Annotated in this window: 15 protein-coding genes; 7 read left to right on the top strand and 8 right to left on the bottom strand. The window is 72.3% G+C overall.

Annotated features, from left to right (window positions below; genetic code table 11):
* Nucleotides 1-36: 36 nt before the first annotated feature.
* On the bottom strand, nucleotides 37-1,152 hold the full coding sequence (gene ald / locus ACFUTX_RS15010) for an alanine dehydrogenase (protein ID WP_378866357.1): 1,116 nt from the start codon (nucleotides 1,150-1,152) through the stop codon (nucleotides 37-39).
* Between the two features lie 55 nt (nucleotides 1,153-1,207).
* The gene (locus ACFUTX_RS15005; protein WP_378866355.1) at nucleotides 1,208-2,197 is read right to left on the bottom strand and encodes an asparaginase; all 990 of its coding nucleotides are present in this window, start codon (nucleotides 2,195-2,197) and stop codon (nucleotides 1,208-1,210) included.
* 51 nt (nucleotides 2,198-2,248) lie between these two features.
* Here ACFUTX_RS15005 and ACFUTX_RS15000 point away from each other — a divergent pair, with 51 nt between their 5' ends.
* Nucleotides 2,249-2,722, top strand: coding sequence for an OsmC family protein (locus ACFUTX_RS15000; RefSeq protein ID WP_378866352.1), 474 nt, complete (start codon nucleotides 2,249-2,251; stop codon nucleotides 2,720-2,722).
* A 94-nt stretch (nucleotides 2,723-2,816) separates the two neighbouring features.
* Here the strand turns inward: ACFUTX_RS15000 and ACFUTX_RS14995 are convergent, their stop codons facing one another.
* On the bottom strand, nucleotides 2,817-3,533 hold the full coding sequence (locus tag ACFUTX_RS14995; RefSeq protein ID WP_378866476.1) for a lysophospholipid acyltransferase family protein: 717 nt from the start codon (nucleotides 3,531-3,533) through the stop codon (nucleotides 2,817-2,819).
* A gap of 182 nt (nucleotides 3,534-3,715) precedes the next feature.
* Here ACFUTX_RS14995 and ACFUTX_RS14990 point away from each other — a divergent pair, with 182 nt between their 5' ends.
* Both ACFUTX_RS14990 and dxr read left to right on the top strand, forming a co-directional pair.
* On the top strand, nucleotides 3,716-4,681 hold the full coding sequence (locus tag ACFUTX_RS14990) for an FKBP-type peptidyl-prolyl cis-trans isomerase (protein WP_378866349.1): 966 nt from the start codon (nucleotides 3,716-3,718) through the stop codon (nucleotides 4,679-4,681).
* A gap of 34 nt (nucleotides 4,682-4,715) precedes the next feature.
* Entirely contained in the window at nucleotides 4,716-5,801 is a 1,086-nt protein-coding gene (gene dxr / locus ACFUTX_RS14985) for a 1-deoxy-D-xylulose-5-phosphate reductoisomerase (protein WP_378866346.1), read from the top strand.
* A 71-nt stretch (nucleotides 5,802-5,872) separates the two neighbouring features.
* Here the strand turns inward: dxr and ACFUTX_RS14980 are convergent, their stop codons facing one another.
* From ACFUTX_RS14980 to ACFUTX_RS14970, 3 genes are all read right to left on the bottom strand, one after another.
* On the bottom strand, nucleotides 5,873-7,537 hold the full coding sequence (locus ACFUTX_RS14980) for a Mur ligase family protein (protein WP_378866343.1): 1,665 nt from the start codon (nucleotides 7,535-7,537) through the stop codon (nucleotides 5,873-5,875).
* 58 nt (nucleotides 7,538-7,595) lie between these two features.
* Complete coding sequence (locus ACFUTX_RS14975; RefSeq protein WP_378866340.1) at nucleotides 7,596-8,330, bottom strand: DUF1775 domain-containing protein; 735 nt, start codon at nucleotides 8,328-8,330, stop codon at nucleotides 7,596-7,598.
* Between the two features lie 71 nt (nucleotides 8,331-8,401).
* Nucleotides 8,402-8,983: a hypothetical protein gene (locus tag ACFUTX_RS14970; protein ID WP_378866337.1), complete on the bottom strand. Its 582-nt coding sequence runs from the start codon at nucleotides 8,981-8,983 to the stop codon at nucleotides 8,402-8,404.
* Nucleotides 8,984-9,053: 70 nt separating this feature from the next.
* Between ACFUTX_RS14970 and ACFUTX_RS14965 the strand changes: the two genes are divergently transcribed.
* The 3 genes from ACFUTX_RS14965 (at nucleotide 9,054) to ACFUTX_RS14955 (ending at nucleotide 12,103) form a co-directional block, all read left to right on the top strand.
* Nucleotides 9,054-10,403: a M50 family metallopeptidase gene (locus tag ACFUTX_RS14965; RefSeq protein WP_378866334.1), complete on the top strand. Its 1,350-nt coding sequence runs from the start codon at nucleotides 9,054-9,056 to the stop codon at nucleotides 10,401-10,403.
* 78 nt (nucleotides 10,404-10,481) lie between these two features.
* On the top strand, nucleotides 10,482-10,847 hold the full coding sequence (locus ACFUTX_RS14960; protein WP_378866331.1) for a YciI family protein: 366 nt from the start codon (nucleotides 10,482-10,484) through the stop codon (nucleotides 10,845-10,847).
* Complete coding sequence (locus tag ACFUTX_RS14955) at nucleotides 10,844-12,103, top strand: RNA polymerase sigma factor (protein WP_378866328.1); 1,260 nt, start codon at nucleotides 10,844-10,846, stop codon at nucleotides 12,101-12,103. Before ACFUTX_RS14960 ends, ACFUTX_RS14955 begins: the two co-directional genes overlap by 4 nt.
* A 16-nt stretch (nucleotides 12,104-12,119) precedes the next feature.
* Here the strand turns inward: ACFUTX_RS14955 and ACFUTX_RS14950 are convergent, their stop codons facing one another.
* Nucleotides 12,120-14,060, bottom strand: coding sequence for an anthranilate synthase family protein (locus tag ACFUTX_RS14950; RefSeq protein ID WP_378866325.1), 1,941 nt, complete (start codon nucleotides 14,058-14,060; stop codon nucleotides 12,120-12,122).
* Nucleotides 14,061-14,228: 168 nt separating this feature from the next.
* Nucleotides 14,229-15,467: a low temperature requirement protein A gene (locus ACFUTX_RS14945; RefSeq protein WP_378866322.1), complete on the bottom strand. Its 1,239-nt coding sequence runs from the start codon at nucleotides 15,465-15,467 to the stop codon at nucleotides 14,229-14,231.
* Nucleotides 15,468-15,587: 120 nt separating this feature from the next.
* Between ACFUTX_RS14945 and ispG the strand changes: the two genes are divergently transcribed.
* Nucleotides 15,588-16,718 (top strand): flavodoxin-dependent (E)-4-hydroxy-3-methylbut-2-enyl-diphosphate synthase, encoded by a 1,131-nt coding sequence (gene ispG / locus ACFUTX_RS14940; RefSeq protein WP_378866473.1) that lies wholly within the window; start codon nucleotides 15,588-15,590, stop codon nucleotides 16,716-16,718.
* Nucleotides 16,719-16,764 lie beyond the last annotated feature (46 nt).

Here is a 16,764-nt window from a genome sequence, read left to right as displayed (position 1 = left end):
GACCGGTCGGGTCAGACCGGCCGCGGCATCCGCCCGCTACGCCAGCGCCGACTCGAGCGACGCGAGCGGCACGTCGTGCGCGGTCGCGACACCCGCGTTGACGACGGTCCCCGCCACCACGTTCAAGCCGGCCGCGAGAGCGGGGTCGCTGCGCAGCGCCTCCCGCCACCCGCGGCGTGCGATCTGCCGCACGTAGGGGAGGGTCGCGTTGGTGAGCGCCGACGTCGACGTGTTCGGCACCGCGCCGGGCATGTTCGCGACGCAGTAGAAGACGCTGTCGTGCACCCGGAACGTGGGATCGGCGTGGGTCGTCGGACGGGTGTCCTCGAAGCATCCGCCCTGGTCGACCGCGATATCGACCAGCACGCTTCCCGGCCGCATGCGCGACACCATCTCGTTCGTCACGAGCTTCGGCGCCTTCGCCCCCGGGATGAGCACCGACCCGATCACGAGGTCGGAGTCGACGACCGCCCGGTCGAGATCGAACGGATTCGACGCCGCCGTCTTGATCCGGCCCTGGAAGTGATCGTCGAGGTAGCGCAGCCGCTGCACGTTCGTGTCGAAGACGGTGACATCGGCGCCGAGTCCCACAGCGATCACCGCGGCGTTCGCCCCCGCGACCCCGCCGCCGATCACCGTGACGCGCGCCGGCCGCGTGCCCGGCACCCCCGACATCAGCAGACCCAGACCGCCCGCCGACCGCATCAGCGTCGCCGCGCCGACCGCCGGCGCCAGGCGCCCGGCGACCTCGCTCATGGGGGCGAGCAGCGGAAGACCGCCGCCCGCGACCTGCACCGTCTCGTAGGCGATGGCGGTCACGCCGTCCGCCACGAGCCGCTCCGTCAGCGGACGGTCGGCGGCGAGGTGGAGGTAGGTGAACAGCACCAGGTCGTCGCGGAAGAACCCGTACTCGCTCTCGATCGGCTCCTTGACCTTCAGCAGCAGCTCGGCCTTCGCCCACACCTCTGCGGCGTCGTCGAGCAGCGTGGCGCCTGCGGCGTCGTACTCGGCGTCGGGCATCGACGACCCGGCTCCGGCACCGCGCTGCACGAACACCTCGTGGCCGGCCGCCACGAGATCGTGCACGCCGGCGGGAGTGAGAGCGACACGGTACTCGTTGTTCTTGACCTCGGTGGGGACGCTGATCCTCATGGTGCGTTCCTTTCCGCTCCGCCGTTGGAGCGCTCGGCCCCTCGTGGGAGCGCCTCTAGAAAGCGGGGCGGATCGCCCCGACAACCTGCCCGCCGCCGGAGATCGTCAGCGGAAGCTGCTGCATCGTGGCCGCGACATCCGCCGAAGCCAGCGCGCCCGCGCGCTCGAGGAGGCGCAGCGCCACCGCCGTCGTGGCCCGGCTGCTGCCGTCGAGCATCTTCAGGGCCACCGTGGTGCCGTTCGGCGCGACCATCACCATGACGCCCTCGGCGCCGCCCTTGGCGAAGACGCCCAGCCGCTCGATCGCCACGGTGTCGGGCCGGCCGGGGCCGTCGATCGTCCACGGGTGGGCGCGGACCGCCTGGACGAGCGTGCCGGCGCTGCGGTGAAGGGCGAACGGAGAGGTCGACGACGCCGTCCCGATCCGGTGGATCGCCCGCGCGAGCCCGAACAGGGTGGTCGCGTACACCGGTGCCCCGCAGCCGTCGATCGCGGTGGCCGAGACCTTTTCGCCGAGCAGACGCTCGACGACCTCGCGGATGTGGACCTGGAGCGGATGCTGCGGCTCGAGGTAGTCGGCGGTGCTCCAGCCGTTCGCGGCGCATGCCAGCAGCATCGCGGCGTGCTTGCCGGAGCAGTTCATGCGGACGCGGGCCGGCTCGGACCGCTCGCGCACCATCTCGTCGCGCGTGCCCGCATCGCCGGGCCACGCGGGAGGGCAGCCGAGATCCTCCTCGCCGGCGCCGGCCGCCGCGAGGATGTCGCGGACGACCGCCACGTGCCGGTCGGTGCCGGAGTGGCTCGCGGTGGCCAGGCCCAGGCGCTCGCCGTCGAGCGACGCGCCGGCCGAGAGGCACGCCAGAGCCTGAAGCGGCTTCAGGCTCGATCGGGGGAGGACGAGCGCCGAGGGGTCGCCCAGCCTCTCGACGATGGTGCCGTCTGCGCCGAGGACCACCGCGATACCCGAGTGGCGGGACTCCACGAACCCGCTGCGCTCGACGACGGCAAGCTCCACGGCGTCGGCTGCGGCGATGGTCTGCGGCACCCGGCCAGCCTACCGAAGGGACGACCCCGCCCTGCATGACAGACTGTGCCTATGTGGGGTGAGCATCGATACTCCGTCCGAACCACGTGGACCGGCGATCGCGGCACGGGGACGTCGGGCTACCGCGACTACGACCGCTCCTCGACGATCGAGATCGACGGCAAGCCCGCCCTGCTGGCCTCGTCCGACAAGCCCTTCCGCGGCGACCCGGCGCGCTGGAACCCCGAGGACCTCCTGCTCGCCGCGCTCAGCGAGTGCCACCTCCTGTCGTACCTGCACGCATGCGTGACGGTCGGCGTGGTCGTCGTCGGCTACGAGGACGACGCCTCCGGGGTGCTCGTCGAAGACGGCCGCGGCGGCGGATCCTTCCGCGAGGTGGTCCTGCGCCCGCGGGTGACCGTCGCCGATGCGTCGATGACGGATGCCGCGACCGCCGCCCACGCGCAGGCCCACGACTGGTGCTTCATCGCGAACTCGGTCAACTTCCCCGTGCGTCACGAGCCGACGGTGGTCGTCGCCGGCTGAGCCAGATGTCGAAAACTGAGGAGAATCGCCGGCCGGCGCCACTGGAATCCCCGGCCGCGCGGCGTGTCTCCGGTGTTCTCGACGCCCGAGCCCGTCAGCGGCGCTCGTGGGGGAGCACCTGCTTGATGCGCTCGATCGGCGTGTGAGCCGGCACCTCGTTGTAGGCGCCCGCGAGCTCCTGGCCCGACAGCGCGTGGATCGCCGCCATGATGTCGTCGGTGGCCAGGCGGCGCGCTCGTCCTGAGGTCGCCGGGCCGTGGTGCCCGAGGTGCAGGGGTGCGCCGAATCGGATGGTCGCGCGCGGGCGCAGAGCGGGCCGCTTCGCGCCGACCGGCATGACCTTGTCGGTGCCGATGAGGCCCACGGGCACGACGGGGGCGCCGGTCTGGAGCGCGAGGAACGCCACGCCGGTGCGCCCCTTGTAGAGGCGGCCGTCGAGTGACCGTGTGCCCTCCGGGTAGAGCGCCACCGCGCTGCCCTGCTCGAGGAGCATCCGCTGCTGGTCGAGCGCGTCGAGCGCGGCCTGCCCGGCGCCGCGCTGGACCGGGATGGCGCCGATCGCCGTGAAGAACTCGCGCGACGCCCAGCCCTTCATGCCGGGCCCGTCGAAGTAGCTGGCCTTCGCGAGGAAGTGCACGGGCCGAGGAGCCGCCACGGGGATGGCGATCGAGTCGATGAACGACAGGTGGTTGCTCGCGAAGATCACCGGCCCGGTCTTCGGGACGAGCTCACGGCCCTCGAGGTGCGGACGGTACAGCCCTCGCGCGAGGGGGGTCAGCACGAAGCGGCCCAGGAAGTAGGTCGCCCCCATCCGGGTCCGCTGCGGGGCGGGCGCTTTGGCGGCCGCGGCTTCCGGCTCGGGAACCAGGTCGGGGGTCACCCGTCGAGGGTACCCCCGCGTGCATGCCGGCGCGGGCATGACGGGTTCTCAGCCCAGACAGAGGAAAGATGCGAAAGGATGGAGCGTCCCCGCAATCGACTCGAGGTCCCACTGTGCGCATTCGCCCGCTCGTCGCTCTGTCCGTCGCCGCCCTGTCGGCCGTGATCCTCGCGGGCTGCGCCGGCGGCTCCGCCGAGCCGTCGGCCACTCCGACCTCGACGTCTGCGGCTGACTGCGGGCTCGACCCCCAGTCCGGCGCCGACTCCGACGCCGTGACGGTGTCGGGCGACGCGCCCGAGCTGACGGCCGAGGTGCCGGACGACCTCGAGTTCGCCGAGCTGCAGCGCACCGTGACGTCCGAGGGCGATGGCGACGACCTCGCCGTCGGTCAGCTCGTGTCGGGCCAGTACCTCGTGGTCGACCCGTCCAGCGGCGACGTGGTCCTCGACACCGCCACGCTGTCGGCCGACGACAGCGGCCTGGTGCCGTTCATCGTCAACGCCGGCGGCCTCGCCGGCAGCGCCGTCCTGTGCACGCCGCTGGGGTCGTCGACCGCGTTCACGATCCCCGGCGAGCTCCTCGGCGAGGGCGGGTCGAACCTCGTCATCGTCGCCGAGTCGGTCGAGCAGCTGCCGACGACCGCCGACGGCGAGGAGCAGGAGCCCGTCGCCGGCATGCCCGAGGTCACCCTGGCCGACAACGGCCAGCCGAGTGTCACCATCCCCGACGAGGAGCCGCCCACCGAGGTCGAGATCGCCGAGCTCAAGGTGGGCGACGGCGCCACCGTCGAGTCGGGCGACACGGTGTTCGTGCAGTACAGCGGCGTCAAGTGGTCCGACGGGTCCGAGTTCGACTCCAGCTGGAGCCGCGGCGAACCGAGCCAGTTCGAGACGACCGGCGTGGTCCAGGGCTTCCAGCAGGCGCTGGAGGGTCAGGCGGTCGGCTCGCAGGTGCTCGTGGTGATCCCGCCGGAGTTCGGCTACGGCGAAGGCGAGATCAACGAGAGCGACCTCACCGGCGAGACGCTGGTGTTCGTCATCGACATCCTGGGCGTGCAGCGCGCGTCGACCGGTCAGTAACCCGGTGCCGGCGACCCGCCGGTAGGCTAGCGCGATGCGTCGCGTCCTCGTCCTCGGCTCCACCGGATCCATCGGGACGCAAGCGCTCGACGTCATCCGGGCCAACCCGCGTCGCTTCGAGGTCGTCGGGCTGTCGGCAGGTTCGAAGCGCGCGGCGGTCGAGGCTCAGGCGGCGGAGTTCGGGGTCGAGCACGTCGCCCTCGGCGCCGACGAGGCCGAGCAGCTGGTGCGGGATGTCGAGGCCGACGTCGTGCTCAACGGCATCACCGGATCGGTGGGCCTCGGGCCGACCCTCGCCGCGCTGGAGGCGGGGCGCACGCTGGCGCTCGCCAACAAGGAGTCGCTGATCGTCGGCGGCGACCTCGTCACCGCGCTCGCGCGGCCCGGCCAGATCGTGCCCGTCGACTCCGAGCACTCCGCGATCGCCCAGGCACTGCGCTCGGGAGACCGCGCCGAGGTGCGGCGGCTCGTGCTCACCGCCTCCGGGGGTCCCTTCCGCGGTCGCAGCCGCGCGTCGCTCGAGGACGTGACGCCCGCGGAGGCACTCGCGCACCCCACGTGGGACATGGGCCGCGTCGTCACGACGAACTCCGCGACGCTGGTCAACAAGGGGCTCGAGGTCATCGAGGCGCACCTGCTGTTCGATGTGCCGTACGGCGACATCGACGTCGTCGTCCACCCGCAGTCGATCGTGCACTCGATGGTCGAGTTCACCGACGGGTCGACGATCGCCCAGGCGTCGCCGCCCGACATGCGGCTTCCGATCTCGCTCGGGCTCGACTGGCCGCACCGGGTGGCGGGTGTGGGTCGTCCGCTCGATTGGACGGCCGCGGCATCCTGGACCTTCGAACCACTCGACGAGGACGCGTTCCCCGCCGTCCGCCTGGCCAAGCAGGTCGGCCGGGCGGGTCGCACCTTCCCGGCAGTCTTCAACGCGGCCAACGAGCAGGCCGTCGACGCGTTCCACGAGGGGCGGCTGAGCTTCCTCGGCATCCTCGACGTCATCGACCGCGTGGTGGACGAGCACGAGGCGCCGACGACGCTGGACCGATCCTCGCTCGCCGACGCCGAGCGCTGGGCGCGGCAGGAGGCGGACGCGGCGATCGCCGCGCGGGGCTGAAGCGGGCGCGCCGCGGGCTCACCGCCCGACGCGCCGGGCTCACCGCCCGACCCGCCGACGCGCCGGAATCGCTACGCGTCGGGGAAGGCGGGGCGGAGCGGATCCGAGGCGGGCGTCTCGTCGTCCGGGTACGGCACCGGCCAGTGCGGCTCGGGCACCGGCCACCCGGCCGCTCGCAGGGCGCGGCGGGCCAGCTCGCGCGCGGAGTACGGTGTGCGCACACCGCGGATGTCGCGGTAGTCCTGGTGCCCCGGGCCGGCCCAGAGGATCGCGTCGCCCTCGCCGACGAGCGCGACCGCCTCGATGATCGCGCGCTCGGGAGGCGAGAACTCGAGGATCTCGGCATCGGGCCGGGCACGCCGCGCGCCCTCGAGCAGCGTCGCCCGGATGGAATCCGGGTCTTCGTGCCGCGGGTGGTGGTCGGTGATGACGAGGATGTCGCTGCCGTCCACCGCGGTGCGTCCCATGTCGTGGCGCTTCGTGGCGTCGCGGTCGCCGTCCGCCCCGAACAGCATGAGCACCTTCCCAGGGGTCACGCGCCGAACCGCGGCGAGCGTCTTCTCGAAGGCGTCGGGGGAGTGCCCGAAGTCGACGTACACCGCCGGACCCGTCTCACCGGACACGAGCTCAGTGCGGCCGGGAAGGTACGCCTCGATCCGTCCGCCGTCGAGCGCGGCCACGAGCCGGTCCCACGCGTACCCGCCCTCGAGGATCATCACGATCGCGAGTCCGGCGTTGGCGGCCATGTGGCGGCCGATCACCGGGACGAGGGTCGTCAGGGTGCGGCCGTCGCGCGCGGTGAGCCGGAACAGGGTGCCCACGGGACGCTCGTCGAGGATCTCGACGACCCAGTCGGCGGCGGCCGAGGCATCCGGATCCGACGCGAGGGCGGGCGTGCCCACGGTGACGGTCGGCACCTGGCTGCGCGCCACGACCTCGGCGCCCTGCTCCGAATCGACGCAGACCACGGCCCGGCGAGAGCGGTCGGGGAGGAAGAGGGGAAGCTTCGCCTCGAAGTACTCGCGCATGTCGGCGTAGTCGTCGAGGTGGTCGTGGGTGAGGTTCGTGAACCCCGCGACGTCGAAGACGATGCCGTCCACGCGGCGGCGGCTGAGGGCCTGGGCGCTGACCTCGACGGCGACCGCCTCGACGCCGCGTTCCCGCATGAGCGCGAGCAGCGCGTGCATCTCGTACGCCTCGGGGGTGGTCAGCCGCGACACCACGATCTGGCCGGCGATGTGACGCTCGGCCGTCGACGACAGGCCCGTCGTCGCGCCGAGCTGGCCCAGGATGCCCTCGAGCAGGTGCGAGACGCTCGTCTTGCCGTTGGTGCCGGTCGTGCCGAACAGGAGCGGGAGGTCGTCGTCGCGACCGGTGCGATACACCCAGGCGGAGAGTTCGCCCAGGATGCCGCGGGGGTCGTCGACGAGGATGACCGGGAGTCCGCTCGCCTCGGCCAGATCGGCGCCGGCCTCGTCGGTGACGACCGCGACCGCGCCCTTCTCGGCCGCCGCGCCGGCGAACTCGGCGCCGTGCCGGTTCACGCCGCGGACGGCGACGAAGACGTCACCCGGCCGGAGGTCGGCGGTGGCGAGGGTGAGGCCCGAGAGGGAGGCCTGCGACACATCGCCGCGTACCCCGATGCCGAACGTGTCGGCGAGGTCGACGAGACGGTGGACGGGCGGGGCGTCCGGTCGCAGGACGGGCGGGAGGTTCGAAGGCGCTTCGGTCGGCATGGCGGATCCATCCTCTCATCCGGTGCCCTCCGAACCCCCACGCCCGTTCGACGCGGGCTCAGCTCTTGCGGGCGCGCCCCCTCACGAGCACGACCGCGAGGGCCGCGATGCCGGCCGCCAGCCCGCCGGCCGCCAGCCACCGGGCGACCGGGTCGCCCCCCGCACCCGCGCCGGCGTCGGCGGCTCCGGCCGCCTCGCCGCCGCTGTCGGCGGCGTCGTCGTCGGAGTGGGCGGGTGCCGCTTCTGTGGCGTGCCCGTGACCCCCGGACTCGTCGCCGACCGCCCCGACCGCGACGACCGGCGCGGGGGACTCCAGGTCGTCGGCGGACTGGCCGGCCTCGGCGACCTGCGTCCAGCCGATCTCGCCGTCGACACACGTCTGGACCACCGGGAAGGCGATCGAGCTCCCGGCCGCGGACTCGTCGAACAGCACGTCCATCGCGACGGTCGCCTTCAGGTGGTCCTCGACCGGCGTCTCGGCGGTGTAGGTCACCCGCGTCGGGATGCCGTCGTCGCCGGTCTCGCGGCTGACGGTCCAGCCGCCCTGCACGAGCGGGGTGACGTTCCCGATCCCCTCGGGGATGTCGATGACGAGCGCGGTCGTGGGCGAGCCGTCGCAGCCGTGGGAGAACGCGAAGGTCAGGGTCGAGGTGGTGCCGGCCGCGACCGCGCCGGGATCCACGTGGACATGAGCGGACGCCGCGAGCGGGGCGGCGAGAGCCAGGGTGACGCCGGCAGCACCGCCGATCAGGGCGGTGCGGCGGGCGCGAGCGGAACGGAGGGAGGTGGTCATGGTTTCTCTTTCGTCGAAGGGTGCACGAAGCAGCGGCACACGCCCGAAGCGCGTGCCGGCGGATGCCGCGGTCAGGCGACCGCGTCGACGCGCGCCGGCGGGCCCCGGCGCGAGAGGACCGAGAGGAAGGCGCGCAGCGCCGGCGCGTCGGCGACGGCGGGCGCCGAGACCTGACGAGCCGTCAGCGGCCGCGAGACGCTGACGACGGTGCGCCGAAGAAGGGTCCGGATGCCGCGGCCCAGGGCACGCAGCATCCGCTCCCCGCCGAACAGCCCGACCACCGTCGCGGCCGCGGCGACGACGTGGGCGACGACCATCGGGGCGTCCAGCGAGAGGTGCGCGGAACCGGTGAGGACCGCCGGCGCTCCGTGATGCGCGTGACCGGCGGACGCGGCCGGGTCGACCCCCGCGGTGAGCGCGAAGGCGACGTGGAAGAGGAGCTGCGCGGTCACCGCCGCCGCCCCGACCCGCCACGCCGAGAGCCGGCGGCCGACCAGGGCGATGCCGACCGGCGACGCCAGCACGCCGATCACGCCGACCAGCGCGGGCGCGGGTGCTCCTCCGCCGGCGAGCGTGTGCGACGTCGCCGCCACCACGGTCGCGACCCACGCCGCCGCGGCCCCGCGAAGCGTGCGGAGCTGGCGAGGGGTCACCCGGTCGAGCCTAGGCGACGTGCCCGGCGGTCACGGCCAACTCAGAGCACGACGCGGGTACGGTGAGCATGTGGAAGCACTCGCGTTCGTGATCGGCGTCGTCCTGCTGGTGGTGGGGCTCGCCGTCTCGATCGCCCTCCACGAGCTCGGTCATCTGTGGCCGGCCAAGAGGTTCGGCGTGCGGGTCGGCCAGTACATGATCGGCTTCGGCCCCACGCTGTGGTCGCGCCGGATCGGCGAGACCGAATACGGCGTGAAGGCCATCCCCCTCGGCGGCTACATCTCCATGGCGGGCATGTACCCGCCCTCGCCCAAGGAGCTCGCGGCCGCCTCTGCGCGCGGGCAAGCGGGCAGGGCCGGTGGGGGCTTCTTCGCGACCATGGTCCAGGACGCCCGCGCGGCCAACGACGAGACCCTGCACGGCGCGGACGACGACCGCGTCTTCTACCGGCTCCCCGTGTGGAAGCGCGTCGTGATCATGCTCGGCGGGCCGGTCATGAACCTGCTGTTCGCGGTCGTCCTGTTCGCGGTGCTCCTGTCGGGGATCGGCGTGCAGACGGCGAGCACGACGGTCGCCGCGGTGAGCGAGTGCATCATTCCCACGAGCGAGGACCGCACCGCGTGCGAGGCATCCGACCCCGCCGCGCCGGCCGCTGCGGCCGGCATCGAGCCGGGTGACGTCATCGTGGCCGTCGACGGGCAGACCATCGACACCTTCGCCGACGCGGCCGCCCTGATCCAGGCCTCGCCCGGCGAGTCGATCGACCTCACCGTCGAGCGCGACGGCGAGCCCCGCACCGTGAGCCTGACGCCGGTCGCCGTGGAGCAGGCGGTGACCGACGAACGCGGGCGTGCCGTCGTCGGCGCCGATGGCGAACCCCAGACCCGCGAGGTCGGCATCGCCGGCATCCGCCAGGAGGTCGAGTACGTCCGCCAGCCGATCTGGGCGGGCCCGCAGACGGCCGTCGAGAACGTCGGTGCCGTGGCCGGGATCATCTGGCAGCTGCCGGTGAAGGTGTGGGAGGCGGGCGCGACGCTCTTCACCGGTGAGGAGCGCGACCCCGACGGACCGCTGAGCATCGTCGGCGCCGGTCTCATCGCCGGCGAGGTGGCCGCGGCGGACACGCCGGTCGTCAACCGGATCTCTGGACTCCTGTCGCTGCTGGCGTCGCTCAATATCGCGCTGTTCGTGTTCAACCTCATCCCGCTGCTGCCGCTCGACGGCGGTCACATCGCCGTCGCCCTGTGGGAGGGCATCAAGCGGGCGTGGGCGAAGCTGTTCCGCCGGCCGCCGCCGAAGCCGGTCGACGCGACCAAGCTCGTGCCGGTCACCTTCGTCGTGGTCGTCGCCCTCATCGCCATGGGCGCGACGCTGATCCTCACCGACATCGTCAACCCGCTCTCGATCTTCGGTCCCTGATTTTCGCGGACGTGTCGAAAACGGCCTTGTCCGGTCGCTGTGGAGATGAAACGGTTCCACTGACGAAAGGACACGACCGTGAAGTACGTGATCATGTTCACCTCGACCCCCGAACTCGACGCCGCGGTTCCGCCCGAGCGGGCGCAAGAGGTCTACGGCCGGGTCTACGAGTGGTTCGAGGAGCACTCCGCCGACATCAGCGACGGCGGCGCCGAACTCCAGCCCGTCACGACGGCCACGACCGTCCGCCACGGCGCCGAGGGCCCGGTCGTCGTCGACGGCCCCTTCACCGAGGCGCGCGAAGCGGTCGGGGGCTTCTCGGTGATCGACGTGCCCGACCTCGATGCGGCGCTCGCGCTCGCGCGGACCTGGCCCATGCTCGAGCTGCCGGGCACCTCCGTCGAGGTGCGGCCGATGGTGACCGACTACAGCCAGTTCGAATGAGCGGGACGGATGCCGGGGCCCCGCGCGACCCGGCAGGCGGGGCCGCGGCATCCGACGTCCTCCTCTCCCGGACGGTGCGCGACGAGTCCGGCAAGCTCGTCGCGACGCTGACCCGCTCGTTCGGGAGTCTCGACCTCGCCGAGGAGGCCGTCGCCCAGGCGGTCGAGGAGGCGCTGCGGTCGTGGCGGGTGCGGGGCGTGCCGCCGAAGCCCGGCGCGTGGCTGCTCCAGGCGGCTCGGCACAACGCGCTCGATCTGCTGCGACGCGACCGCGGGATGCGGGAGCGGCTCCCGCTCCTCGTGGGCGACGGCCCCGGGCCGGCGGAGGTCGACGGCGTGGCCCCCGACGCGGATGAACGGCTGCCGCTGCTCTTCGGATGCTGCCACCCGGCGCTCTCGCCCGACGCCCAGCTCGCGCTCACCCTGCGCGCGGTCTGCGGACTCACGACCGCCCAGATCGCGCGGGCGACCTTCAGTGCCGAGTCGGCGGTCGGGCAGCGGATCGTGCGGGCCAAGCGCAAGATCGGCCGGGCGGGCATCCCCCTGCGCATCCCCGAAGGCGCCGAGCGCGCCGAGCGCCTCGACATCGTGCTGACGATCGTCTCGGTGATGTACAGCGAGGCGCACCTCGTCGCCGGCGGCGATGCATCGGCCGACCGCGACCTCGCCGACGACGCGCTGTGGCTGGCGCGAGTCATCGCCGACGCGCTCCCGCGCGAGCCGGAGGCGCTGGGACTGCTCGCGCTGCTGGCGTTCCACCGTGCGCGTGAGGCCGCCCGGGCGGTCGACGGCGCGCTCGTGCTGCTCGGCGACCAGGACCGCACCCGATGGGATCCGGCCCTGCTGGCGGAGGCGCGAACGGTGCTCGAGCGGGCGGCGCGCCTGCGCCGGCCGGGCCGGTGGCAGCTTCACGCGGCGATCGCCGCCTGCCACGCCGATGCGCCCAACGCCTCCGCCACCGACTGGCTACAGGTGCTCACGCTCTACGACATGCTGCTCGCCTACGATCGCTCGGCGGTCGTGCGGCTCAACCGTGCGGTCGCGCTCGCGCGCGTGGCGGGACCGGCCGCCGCGCTCGAGGAGGTCGATGCGCTCGCCGGCACCCTCGACAGGTCGCACCTCTGGCACGCGGTGCGCGCGGCCCTGCTGCGCGAGCTCGGCCGCGACGACGAGGCGCTCGCCGCCGACCTCACGGCGCTCGAGCTCACCGCCAACGAGGCCGAGCGGCGTCTGCTCGCCGAGCGCCTGGAGCGGTGAGCAGCCCTCGAGCGCGTCAGGCGTGCGCGCCTTCCGGATACGGCTGCAGCGCGTGCGCGACCAGTCGTTCGAGCGTCGTCATGCCGTCGCGGGACAGGATCGACTCGAGGTGCCCCTGCACCGATGCGAAGCCCGGGCCGCGCAGTGCGTAGACGTCGCCGGTGGATGCCTCGACCGCGGCCTCGGCGACCCCCGCGTACAGGGTCCCGACCGGCACACGCGCGGTGAAGGTGTTGTAGAACCCGATCGACGCCGGGACGCCGAACACGTCCACCGTCTTCTGCAGGCCCTGGTGCGGGCTCGCGAGCGGAGCGAGATCGATCCCCAGCGAGTCGGCGAGGATCTGGTGGCTCAGGCAGACCGCGAGGAGCGGGCGTCCCGAGGCGCGACGGCGTGCGACGATCTCGCGCATGCGGCGCATGCGGGCGCTCGCCGGGTCGCGGGGGTCGCCCGGTCCTGGCCCGCACACCACGAGCTCGGCCGCGTCGATCTCGTCGTCGCGGACCTCGTGCCACGGAACGATCCGTGCCGCCAGCCCGAGGTGGCGCAGCTGGTGGGCGAGCATCGTCGTGAAGCGGTCTTCGGCGTCGACCACCAGCGCCCCGCGACCTTCGAAGGGGCCACCGCCGTCGCCTTGCGGCTCCAGCCAGAACGACGCCAGCCGGGCGTTGCGCGAGGCCAGGAGCGCGGCGATCTGCGGATCCTCGGCCAGGGGGCGCGGCGCCGGGGCCGGCGCGTCCTCGTCGATCGCGTCGGGCTGCGCGGTCGCGATCTCGCGGGCGATCGCACCGATCGCTCCCAGCACACCCGCCGCCTTGCCGTGCGTCTCGCCGACCTCGCCGTAGGGGTCGGAGTGGCGCACGAGCGTCGCGCCCACCGGCACGCGCAGGCGGCCGTCCTCGAGGTAGGCCGTCCGGATCAGGATCGGGGCGTCCAGGTCGTGGGACGGCCCCCCGTCGGCGAGGACGCCGGCTCCGCGCGGCGTGAAGAGCGCCGCGACGCCGGAGTAGTACCCGCGAGGCGTCCGCTCGTGGCGGGTGATCACCGTGCAGGCGTTCTGCATCGGAGAACCGGTGACCGTCGGGGCGAACATCGTCTCGCGAAGGATGTCGCGGGGGTCGAGGCGGCTGCGGCCCCGCAGCACGTACTCGGTGTGGGTGAGCCGCGACATCTCCTTCAGGTGCGGGCCGGTGATCCGACCGCCGTCCGAGCAGACGGCGCTCATCATCTTCAGCTCCTCGTCCACCACCATGAAGAGCTCCTCGGTCTCCTTCGTCGACTCGAGGAAGTCGGTGAGCGTCTCGGCGGTGGCGCCGCCGGCGGGGTGGCGGAAAGTCCCCGAGATCGGGTTCATGGTCACGAACCCGTCCCGTGCGCTCACGTGCGCCTCGGGGCTCGCACCCACGGCGACATGACCGGGTGTGACGATCGCGAACGTCCAGTACGCGCCTCGCTCGTGCTCGAGGAGAGCGCGGAACCACGTGAGGGCCGCGGTCGCGGCATCCGTCGCCACCGCCGCGGTGAAGTCTCGGCGGATCACGAAGTTCGCGCCCTCGCCCCGGCCGATCTCGTCGGCGATCACCGTGCGGACGATGTCGGCGTACTCCTCGTCGCCGATGTCGAAGCCCGCATCGGTGAGCGGCACCGCGTCGGTCGGGAGGCCGGCCAGCAGGCCGTCGCGCGGGACGGTGGCGTGCTCGCGTACGACGAGGCACCGCAGCGGGGCGCCGTCGTCGTGGCATTCGAAGCCGCGCTCGCGCACCTGTCGGAACGGGACGAGCGCGAGGACCTCGCGGGGCGTCCCATCGGGATCGCGCAGCGGGATGTCGGCGAGAAGCTCCACGTCGACGACGTCGCCGGTGAGGATCTCGACGGTCGACGGCTCGCGGGCGATGACGGCGAACGGGACGCCGCGCGCAGCCAGGTCGAGGAGGGAGGGATGGGCGGGCCCGGTCATGATCGGTCTTTCGTCGTGGGGGCGGTCAGCCCTACGAAGAAGAAGACCGCCCCGAAGGCGGTCTGAGGTCGCGCGAACCCACCGCCTATGCGGTGAGCCACCAGGTGAGACGCGCGGACATGCGCCGAACCTACCACAGGGTGGGCCGAGGCATCCCGTCGAGGGCGCTCACTCGGCAGCGGTCGCGCGGGCGAGCATCTCCTGACCGTGCCGCCACCCGACCGTCTCGTACCCGACGACCACGACGACGGGGGACAGGGCGATGAGCAGGATGCCGAGCCCGAGCGACGCACCCAGGGCGACCGCGCCCACCGCCACGGCGAGGACGGCGATCACGCCGAGATACAGCCACACATGGAAGACATCGACCTGCAGGAGCAGCAGCGAGTACAGCACGAACAGGAGCGTCTCGAACGCGAGCACGGGAATGGCGATCGTGAGCGCGGCGAACACCGCGTCGACGTGGGCCTCGTGCGAGATCACGTAGGCCGCCACGTGCAGCCCCGCTCCGACGGCGACCACCGATCCGAACATGAGGATCTGCAGGTAGCCCCATCCCCACGCGCGATCCCGGTGCGCCTTGAGCACCATGCCCCATGGGATCGCGAAGTACATCCACCACATCCCGAACGCCAGAGCGACCCCGCCGAACGCGACGACCGCGGTCTCGAACGTCCATCCCTGGTCCTCGACCACCGCCGAGATCGCGAGAATCGTGCCGAGGATGACCTCGCCGAGCGTGATGATCAGCAGCAGCCCGTAGCGTTCGGCGATGTGATGCGGATGCCACGGCGTGCGTCCGAACCGCAGTTCGGCGAAGACCGGCCCGGCGAGCTCGAAGAGCACCAGGATCAACGAGATGGTGAAGGTCGTGCTGATGGGGAGGCTGAGGAAGATCAGCGCGATCCACCCCACCTGCGCGATCGCGATGTTGCCCGCGTACGCGAGGGCGGTGCGTCGCCGGTGCGGATCGTCGCGCGCGACCCGCAGCCACAGGGCGATCGTGGCGATCCGCATGATGACGTACCCCGCCACCACGACGGTGTTGTCGAGGATGAGGCCCTCGTCGATCGAGTGGAAGGTGTCCGGCACCCCCAGCGCCACGATCAGTACCCCGATCATGATCACCATCGTCGCGATGCGGAAGTACACGTCGTCGGTGTCGTACGCCGAGGCGAGCCACGCGTAGTTGATCCACGCCCAGGCCGTCGCGAACGTCGCGAACCACCACCCCATCAGGGCCGTGTCGGTGTGGCCGAGCTCGAGGTAGTGCGCCATCTGGGTGCCCACCTGGCTGAAGGCGACCACGAAGACGAGGTCGAACAGCAGCTCCAGCGGCGTCGCCGACCGGTGAGCCTCCTGCGGGTCGCGCCCGGTCATGCGGGTGAAGAGATGATTCACCGTCATGGCGGCGAAGATACACCGACGCGCCGCCGGACGCCGCAGCGCAGCATCCGTTCAGCCCACGGCCAGCCCCACGGCATCCGGCGCGTCTAGGCTGGTGGCGTGCCAGCCGTGAACATCGGGATGCCCAAGGTCCCCGTAACGCTCGCCCCTCGCCGCAAGAGCCGCCAGATCAAGGTCGGCAAGGTGCTGGTGGGCGGTGACGCCCCCGTCAGCGTGCAGTCGATGACCACGACGCCGACGACGAACATCAACGCGACGCTCCAGCAGATCGCCGAGCTCACCGCGTCCGGCTGCGAGATCGTGCGCGTCGCCGTCCCGTCGCAGGACGACGCCGACGTGCTCCACATCATCGCCAAGAAGAGCCAGATCCCCGTCATCGCCGACATCCACTTCCAGCCGAAGTACGTCTTCCAGGCGATCGACGCCGGCTGCGCCGCGGTGCGCGTCAACCCCGGCAACATCCGTCAGTTCGACGACAAGGTCGGCGAGATCGCCGCCGCGGCGAAGGCGGCCGGGGTGTCGCTGCGCATCGGAGTGAACGCGGGGTCGCTCGACAAGCGGCTGCTCGAGAAGTACGGCAAGGCGACGCCGGAGGCGCTCTGCGAGAGCGCGGTCTGGGAGGCTTCGCTGTTCGAGGAGCACGACTTCCACGACTTCAAGATCTCGGTCAAGCACAACGACCCGGTCGTGATGGTGCAGGCCTACCGGCTGCTCGCCGCGCGCGGCGACTGGCCGCTGCACCTCGGCGTCACCGAGGCGGGGCCGGCGTTCCAGGGGACGATCAAGAGCGCGACGGCCTTCGGCATCCTGCTCGGCGAGGGCATCGGCGACACCATCCGGGTCTCGCTGTCGGCGCCGCCCGCCGAAGAGGTCAAGGTCGGCCACCAGATCCTGCAGTCCCTCAACCTCCGCGAGCGCAAGCTCGAGATCGTCTCGTGCCCGTCCTGCGGGCGCGCGCAGGTCGACGTCTACACGCTCGCCGACAACGTCACCGAGGGACTGAAGGACATGACGGTGCCGCTCCGCGTCGCCGTGATGGGATGCGTCGTGAACGGCCCGGGCGAGGCCCGCGAAGCCGACCTTGGCGTGGCCTCGGGCAACGGGAAGGGTCAGATCTTCGTGAAGGGCCAGGTCATCAAGACGGTGCCCGAGTCCGAGATCGTCGCCACCCTCATCGAGGAGGCGAACCGCATCGCCGACGAGATGGGGCCGAACGCCCCGCTCGGCACCGCGCAGGTCGTCACGAGCTGACGCGGCCCGCGTCTCACGGGTCTAGGAAAAGCGTTACCGGATCGAC

It is taken from the genome of Microbacterium sp. NPDC057407 (assembly GCF_042803895.1).
Lineage (GTDB): Bacteria > Actinomycetota > Actinomycetes > Actinomycetales > Microbacteriaceae > Microbacterium.
The sequence above is the reverse complement of the archived record's forward strand: the minus strand, read 5'-3'. Positions and strand labels throughout refer to the sequence as shown.

Coding starts and splice junctions, on each gene's coding strand:
- ald (WP_378866357.1), bottom strand. CDS start 1,152: ATGAGGATCAGCGTCCCCACCGAGGTCAAGAACAACGAGTACCGTGTC.
- ACFUTX_RS15000 (WP_378866352.1), top strand. CDS start 2,249: ATGTGGGGTGAGCATCGATACTCCGTCCGAACCACGTGGACCGGCGAT.
- ACFUTX_RS14945 (WP_378866322.1), bottom strand. CDS start 15,467: ATGACGGTGAATCATCTCTTCACCCGCATGACCGGGCGCGACCCGCAG.
- ispG (WP_378866473.1), top strand. CDS start 15,588: ATGCCCAAGGTCCCCGTAACGCTCGCCCCTCGCCGCAAGAGCCGCCAG.
- dxr (WP_378866346.1), top strand. CDS start 4,716: ATGCGTCGCGTCCTCGTCCTCGGCTCCACCGGATCCATCGGGACGCAA.
- ACFUTX_RS14975 (WP_378866340.1), bottom strand. CDS start 8,330: ATGACCACCTCCCTCCGTTCCGCTCGCGCCCGCCGCACCGCCCTGATC.
- ACFUTX_RS14950 (WP_378866325.1), bottom strand. CDS start 14,060: ATGACCGGGCCCGCCCATCCCTCCCTCCTCGACCTGGCTGCGCGCGGC.
- ACFUTX_RS14995 (WP_378866476.1), bottom strand. CDS start 3,533: ATGGGGGCGACCTACTTCCTGGGCCGCTTCGTGCTGACCCCCCTCGCG.
- ACFUTX_RS14980 (WP_378866343.1), bottom strand. CDS start 7,537: ATGCCGACCGAAGCGCCTTCGAACCTCCCGCCCGTCCTGCGACCGGAC.
- ACFUTX_RS14955 (WP_378866328.1), top strand. CDS start 10,844: ATGAGCGGGACGGATGCCGGGGCCCCGCGCGACCCGGCAGGCGGGGCC.